This window comes from Alienimonas chondri, assembly GCF_013036045.1.
GTDB classification, from domain to species: Bacteria; Planctomycetota; Planctomycetia; order Planctomycetales; family Planctomycetaceae; genus Alienimonas; species Alienimonas chondri.
Genome location: NZ_WTPX01000214.1, coordinates 1 through 5,882 on the forward strand (window position 1 = coordinate 1; position 5,882 = coordinate 5,882).

The 5,882-nt window shown below is 69.2% G+C and carries 7 protein-coding genes and 1 tRNA gene; 1 reads left to right on the forward strand and 7 read right to left on the reverse strand.

Annotated elements, in window-relative coordinates; all coding sequences use genetic code 11:
* Positions 1–221: 221 nt before the first annotated feature.
* The 5 genes from LzC2_RS19695 to LzC2_RS19715 form a co-directional block, all read right to left on the reverse strand.
* The gene (locus tag LzC2_RS19695) at positions 222–854 is read right to left on the reverse strand and encodes a response regulator transcription factor (protein WP_171189742.1); all 633 of its coding nucleotides are present in this window, start codon (positions 852–854) and stop codon (positions 222–224) included.
* Between the two features lie 28 nt (positions 855–882).
* A complete protein-coding gene (locus LzC2_RS19700; protein ID WP_171189743.1) occupies positions 883–2,370 on the reverse strand; it encodes an ATP-binding protein in 1,488 nt (495 codons plus the stop codon).
* On the reverse strand, positions 2,367–2,963 hold the full coding sequence (locus tag LzC2_RS19705) for a hypothetical protein (RefSeq protein WP_171189744.1): 597 nt from the start codon (positions 2,961–2,963) through the stop codon (positions 2,367–2,369). Before LzC2_RS19705 ends, LzC2_RS19700 begins: the two co-directional genes overlap by 4 nt.
* 85 nt (positions 2,964–3,048) lie before the next feature.
* The gene (locus tag LzC2_RS19710; RefSeq protein WP_171189745.1) at positions 3,049–3,660 is read right to left on the reverse strand and encodes a DNA integrity scanning protein DisA nucleotide-binding domain protein; all 612 of its coding nucleotides are present in this window, start codon (positions 3,658–3,660) and stop codon (positions 3,049–3,051) included.
* A 70-nt stretch (positions 3,661–3,730) separates the two neighbouring features.
* Positions 3,731–3,817 (reverse strand) — tRNA-Ser (locus tag LzC2_RS19715).
* 107 nt (positions 3,818–3,924) lie between these two features.
* On the opposite strand from LzC2_RS19715, the gene egtD reads away from it, so the two are divergent.
* The gene (gene egtD / locus LzC2_RS19720; RefSeq protein ID WP_171189746.1) at positions 3,925–4,902 is read left to right on the forward strand and encodes an L-histidine N(alpha)-methyltransferase; all 978 of its coding nucleotides are present in this window, start codon (positions 3,925–3,927) and stop codon (positions 4,900–4,902) included.
* A 59-nt stretch (positions 4,903–4,961) separates the two neighbouring features.
* Here egtD and LzC2_RS19725 read toward each other — a convergent pair whose 3' ends face one another.
* Together LzC2_RS19725 and hisI are read right to left on the reverse strand one after the other, a co-directional pair.
* Complete coding sequence (locus tag LzC2_RS19725) at positions 4,962–5,429, reverse strand: 6-pyruvoyl trahydropterin synthase family protein (RefSeq protein ID WP_194362445.1); 468 nt, start codon at positions 5,427–5,429, stop codon at positions 4,962–4,964.
* Positions 5,426–5,878 carry a phosphoribosyl-AMP cyclohydrolase gene (gene hisI / locus LzC2_RS19730; RefSeq protein ID WP_171189748.1) on the reverse strand — a complete coding sequence of 151 codons (453 nt, stop codon included), beginning with the start codon at positions 5,876–5,878 and terminating at the stop codon, positions 5,426–5,428. Before hisI ends, LzC2_RS19725 begins: the two co-directional genes overlap by 4 nt.
* Between the last annotated feature and the right edge of the window lie 4 nt (positions 5,879–5,882).

Sequence of the window (5,882 nt, forward strand, 5' to 3'; positions counted from 1 at the left end):
GGCGAATCGGGGGTTCGTCCCCCGAGCGAGTCGCATCCTAGAGATCGTCGTTCGCTCCCGCGACGCGACCCGCCGCCGCAGGGTGCGTCACGCAGACGCGGGCGGGCCGGAAGGGGGCGCCAACCCCCTGAGCGTTCCAAACCACAATCACGACGCAAGCCGTTCGACACGTGGTCCGACCCGCGGACCGAGGGGAGGTCGCCCGCCCGCGGCGCCGGGCGTTACGGCCGCATCTTCTTCAGCTTGCGCTGCAACGTGCGGCGCTCGATGCCCAGAATCCGGGCCGTCTGGGAGATGTTCCCGCCGCAATCGGCGAGCACCTGCTGAATGTACTCCCACTCGTTCTCCGCCAGCGTGGGCGGGTTGTACTCCTTGGGGCCGACCGGTTCGCCCTCGCCGCGATGCAGCGCCGCGAGGATCTCATCTGCGTCGGCCGGCTTGGTGACGTAGCTGAGCGCCCCGGCGTGAATCGCGTCGACGGCGTTGGCGATCGAACCGAACCCGGTCACGACCACGCACTTCGTCTCCGGCGAGATCTCCCGCAGGGTGCGGACCAAATCCAACCCGCTGCGGCCCGGCATCTTCAGGTCCACCACCGCCAGCCCCGGCGGTTGCCGACGAACCTGCTCCACCGCGGCGTCGTATCCGTCGGCGGTCAGTACCCGATACCCGCGCTCGCGGATCGCCTCCGCGAGGCGATCTCGGTACAGGTCGCTGTCGTCCACCACGAGACAACAGCCGGGATCGACGTTGGAGGGACCGCCCGTGCGATACGGCGCCGCCGGCTGGGCGCCGGGGGGGAAGCCGGGAGCGGGCGTCGGGGGGACGCTGGTCGGTGAGCTGGTCAAAGACATGGGAAGGGGTGCGGACGGGCGGCGCGACTCACGCCGGACGGCGGGCCGGCAGGGAAATGTAGGCCGTGGTGCCCTCTTCGGGAGCGCTGTCGAAGCTCAGCGAACCGCCGAGTCGTTCGATCACCGCCCGGGCGAGGAACACGCCCAAGCCGGTTCCCCGGCCGGGCTCCTTGGTGGTGAAGAAGGGTTCCCCGACTCGCGCCAGCACCGCCGGCGACATTCCGGGTCCGTCGTCACGAATGGCAATCCGTAAGCCCCCCGCGTCATTCACGCCGTTCACACCGGGATTCTCTCCGTGCGGCAGATTGCCGCCCCCAGCACCGAAATTGCCGAGCGAGACCGTCACCGCGCCCCCGTCCGCGGCGCTGAGCGCATTCTGCACCAGTCCCCGCAACGCCTGAGCCAGCCGCACCAACGGGACGTGCAACGTCCGTGATCCGGCGTCGCCCCGGGTCTCCACCTGCACGGCGTCTCGGTCCCGCAAGCCGGTGAGCGTCTCTTCGATCAGCTCCAACGGGGTGACCTCGGCGGGTTCCTCGCCGACCGCCTCGCCGGCATCGACGCTCATCCGGTCGAGGATCGAACGGCAGGCCCGCACCTCCCCGCGGATCAAACGCACGTCCCGCAGGTTGCGCTCCTGCAGCGTCTTGGGATCGAGCGCCGCCCGATCGCCCGGCATGGCCCGGATCTCCGCGGCCCGTTCGATCCGCCGGCTGACCTCGTTCGCCACCACCGCGATCGTGCCCAGCGGGGTGCTCAATTCGTGGGCCGCCCCGGCCGACAGCGTGCCCAGTGCTTCCAGCTTCGCGGACCGGGCGAGTTCCAATTCCATCGTCCGCACCCGGGCGTCCCGTTGACGGACGCGATCCCGTAGCAGCGTGGCGAAGTACACCACCGTCCCGCTGCACGTCAGAAACGCGACAAATCGCCCGGCCGTCAGCAACGATACTTCGCCGCTTTCAGACAACGGCGGTTGAGCGCTCGGCACGCCGGGGAGGTGAACGTGGTCCGTGAGGAGAAACGCGAACCCCACGACCGCCGCCGCGTCGCACAGCCAGGCCCATCGCGTCGGCAGCAGCGCCGCGGCAAGGGCGAGGTTCACGAAGTAAAACCCGTAGAACGGGTTGTTTGGCCCTCCGCTGAAGTACAGCAGCGCGGTCAACAAGCCCACGTCCAACAGCATCGCCGCGCCGAGCACCGGGACGACGCCGCGGCCCGGTTCGCCCGGCGGGCCGTGCTCCGGGTGGGTCGTCAGCCAGGCGGCGAGGACGACGTTCGTTCCCGCCGTCACGGCGACGACCCACAACAGCGGGGCCGTCGGCAGGTCGAGCTTCAACCCCCAACTGACGGCCGCGATCGTGACGAGTTGCCCCGCCGCCGCGACCCAACGCAATTGCACCAGCCACGCCGCGGCGTCCGCGTGCGGGCCGGCGTTCGCGTCGCCGGTCCGGGGACGCCCGGTCAGCGTCTTGAGCCAACGGCGATCCAGCGCGCCAAAAAACGCCCCGCCGCTCATCCGCTCACCCCCGGCGTCGCCGGATCGGCCGCCCGATCCGAAGCGGGGGCCGGCTCGCTGTCGGCATCGTCCTCCAAGTCTTCGCGGAAGTACGGCTCGGCCCGCGGACCGCGGTCCTCGTCCTCATCGCCGTCGGAGGAGTCGTCCGCCGATTCCCCCGCGGCCTTCAGCCGGGCCAACTCCGCGCGGGCGCGGCGGGAGAGGATCGAACTGTTCCAACCGTTCTCCTCCGCCTTCTTCAGCAATCGTCGCTGAGCGACGCCCGGCAACCGGGCGACGGCCGCGTGACTGCTCCAGGAGAGATTCGGCCGGCGATTCTCCCGCGGCACCCGGCGGGCGACGGACTCGTAGCGTTGCAGCAGGCTCGCGGAGATCTGCCCGTCGCAGACCTGACTGAACATCTCCCCAAAGCGTTCGTCGCCGTCGTTCAGCAGGTCGCCGATCCACCAGGCGGCGCCTTTCTGACACCACAACGCGAACCGCAACGGACCGGCGAACGCCTCGACGGTCGGACGGCCGGCAATCCGCACCCCCGCCGGTCCGAAGCGGAACGGGCCGAGCGGCAGCGTGTCGGGTTCGGGCGGCTGCGCCACGGGGCGAAGGGAGAAGCGTGAGACGAGGCGAACGAGCGACAGATTGTACAGCGCCGCCCCGAAACGACCGCCCGTCGCCGGCGCCCTACGCCTCCTGTTCGTCGCTCGACGCCGCGATCGCGATGCCGCCGGCCTGCTCCACGATCGTGTGGTCCTCCACTTCGTCCTTCAACAATCCGTGACGACGGAGCAGCCACAGCTCCGGGGTGATCTCGTTGACCATCTTGCCCCCGTGAAACATGCGAACGACGGCGGACTCGCTGACCACCACCGCGACGGCGGAGGTCTCCCGGGTGACGGACGCCGCCGCCATGTGCCGGCTGCCCAAACCCAGCGGCAGGCTCACGCCGGCGCTGCGCGTATCGAAGTAGCGGGCGGCGTGACAGACGGTGCCGCCCTCTTCCACAACGAACCCGCCGTCGAGCTGCGCGAGTTCCTTGATCGTCTCCCGAACATCGTTGGAGGAGATGTGTCGCACCTCGCAGGGATGCTCGGACAGCGGATCGAGGATCAGCGGGCGACTGACTTTGCGAACGGCGTCGCAGTCGCCGATGGCGAACAGCGTGCCGACCCGTCGGCCCTCGCGGCCCTCGCGGGCGATCTCCACCGCCAGGGTGATGACCGCCGTCAACGTTTCCGGCGGCACCCCGCGACCGGGGCAACACAGACGGGCGATGAGGTCGCTCTCCGCGGACATCCTGTACCTCGGGTCGCGTGTCAGGCGGGAGCCGTGGCAGCGGCTCCGTGGCGTGATGGAAGGGGGAAAGCGGAGAGGGCGGGATTCGAACCCGCGGTCGGCGTGAACCGACGCCGGTTTTCAAGACCGGTGCATTCGACCACTCTGCCACCTCTCCAAACACCGGCCGGCTCAAAAAGAGTCGGACACGGCGCCGTTCGCCGGTGGGCGCCGGCGGATTGGATGCTACGACACCCCCCCGTTCCTGCCAATCGCCGGCCCCCGATGTCCGCCTCCGTCGACGCCCCCCCGGCCGAATCCTCGGCGCCCGATCACACGTTCCTCGCGGACGTGCTCGCCGGGTTGTCAGGAGAACCGAAGTCCCTGCCCTGCAAATATTTCTACGACGGAGCCGGGAGCCGGCTGTTCGAGCGCATCACCGCCGTGCCGGAGTACTATCCGACGCGCACTGAGGCCGCGATCTTCGCCGCGGAAGCCGAACGAATCGCCCGATTCATCGGTCTGGAAGCCGTGCTGATCGAGTTCGGCAGCGGCAACAGCGAGAAGTCCCGGGTGTTGCTGGACGCCTGCGAGCAATACGTCAGCGGTTTGGCGGCGTACGTCCCGCAGGACATCAGCGGCCCGTTCTTGGAAGAAGTGGCGAACGGCTTGCGGGCCGAATATCCGAGCGTGCCGGTGCTCCCGGTCGTCGGAGACTTCACCCAGCCGGTGCCGCTGCCGGACCTGCCGCCCCACCGTCGACGGGTCGGGTTCTTCCCCGGCAGCACGATCGGGAACTTCGGTCCGACCTCCGCCGCGGCGGTGTTGAGAACGTTTCACGACACGGTCGGCGCCGGCGGGGGGCTGATCCTCGGGGCGGATCTCATCAAGGACGCCGCGACGCTCGAAGCCGCCTACGATGATGCGGCCGGGGTGACCGCGGCGTTCAACCGGAACCTGCTGGTTCGCATCAATCGCGAACTGAACGCCGACTTCCCCGTCGAAGAGTTCCGCCACGAGGCCCGGTGGAACGCCTCAAAGAGCCGGGTGGAGATGCACCTCGTGACCGACGCGGCCCGTTCCGTCACCGTCGCCAATCGACGGTTCGATTTCGCGGCGGGCGAGTCCATTCATACGGAGAACAGCTACAAGTTCAGCCGCGACATGCTGGACGGACTGGCCGCCGAAGCGGGATTCACGGTGAACACGGTCTGGACCGACCCCCGGGGGCTGTTCGCCGTCGCCGCGATGACGGCCGAATAAGCAAAGCGACGCTGTAACGCCGAGGCTCCGCGGAGCCTCGGCGTTATGTCAGCCGGGCGTTACAGGGTCGCGATCGCCCGGCAGTTCGGGGTCTCCCACAACTCGACCCGGGTGCAGGTCACGCCCAGCGAGGCGAGTTCCTTCGGGCAGACGCGCGACAACAGGAACGCCGCCAGCACCTCCGCGGTGGGGTTCCGACGCAGGGTGAACAGCTTCCACGGGTCGACCGCCTGCACGGCCGCGATCGCCTGTTCGTCCTGTTCCCACAGCAGGAAGCCGTGATCCCACTCGCGATCGATCCAGCCCTTGAGCCGGGCCTTGATCGCCCCGAAGTCCACCACCCGGCCGACGCCGTCGAGGGCGTCGGCGACGATGTGAAACTCCGCGGCGTAGTTGTGCCCGTGCAGGGCGGCGCACTTCCCCTCATGGCCGAGCAACCGATGCCCGGCGCAGAACTCGATCCGCCGCACGACGGCGATGCCGTCGCCGCTGTCGCCGCGGGAAGGGGTGTCGGAAAGCTGAGTCATTTGGCGCCGTACACCTCAGCCGGGTCGAACTTCGGGGCGTCGCCGAGGTCTTCCAGCGAGACCGTCGTCCCGCCGCCGAGCGGCACCCGGCGGTAGAAGCAGGACCGCCGTCCGGTGTGACAGGCCGCGTCCCCGGCCTGCCGGACCCGCAAAACGAGGCTGTCCTGATCGCAGTCGGTGAGGATCTCCTCGACGGTCTGCACGTTCCCGCTGGTGGCGCCCTTGTGCCACAGTTCCTGTCGGCTGCGCGACCAATAGACCGCTTCGCCCTTCTCCAGCGTGTCGGAGAGCGCGTCGGCGTTCATGTAGGCCTGCATGAGGACGGTCCCGTCCGTCGCATCGACGGCGATCGCGGGGATCAGCCCGTCGGCGTCGAACTTCGGAGCGAACGGCGCGTCGGCGGCTTCCAGTTCGGCTTTCGAGCCGCGGGGGGCGAAGGGGGCAGTCATGGGG